At 63.3% G+C, this 469-nt stretch carries 2 protein-coding genes; both read left to right on the forward strand.

All coding sequences use genetic code 11. The annotated features are described in order from the left end of the window. Positions 1-225: universal stress protein (locus Q5L94_RS13360; protein WP_317498857.1), on the forward strand; the 225-nt coding region annotated here is incomplete at its 5' end. A gap of 21 nt (positions 226-246) precedes the next feature. Next, on the forward strand, positions 247-469 hold a 223-nt coding region (locus Q5L94_RS13365), incomplete at its 3' end, for an FAD-binding oxidoreductase (protein WP_317498858.1).

Raw genomic sequence — 469 nt, forward strand, 5'->3', positions numbered from 1 at the left:
GTGGAAACCGCGCTGCGCCGCCACGGCGTACAGGTCGAGACGCGGCACATCGACGCCCCTGCACAGGAGACTGGGGCCGAAATCGTAACCGCCTGCGAAGAAAGCGGCGCGGGCTTACTCGTGATGGGAGCGCATCAACGCACTGGCTTCCGGGAAGACCTTCTCGGCTCGACCACGGATTACGTGCTGGGAAATGCTGCGCTACCCGTTCTGATTGCGCATTGACGAAAGAGGAAAAGCCGAACCATGGATGTTTTCAACGATATTGTCGGGCCAGCTCAAGTCCTCACTGAACCGGCCGACATGGCGCGTTACCTGACCGACTGGACTGGCGTCTGGTCGGGCACTTCGCGCGCTGTCGTGCGGCCCGGCTCGACCGAAGAGGTGGCGCAGGTGGTGCGCGCAGCCGCTGATCTGGCCTTGCCCGTTACCGTGCAATCCGGCAACACCTCGATCTGCGGTGGCAGCG

This window comes from Idiomarina sp. Sol25, from assembly GCF_033052775.1.
Taxonomy (GTDB): Bacteria; Pseudomonadota; Gammaproteobacteria; order Enterobacterales; family Alteromonadaceae; genus Idiomarina.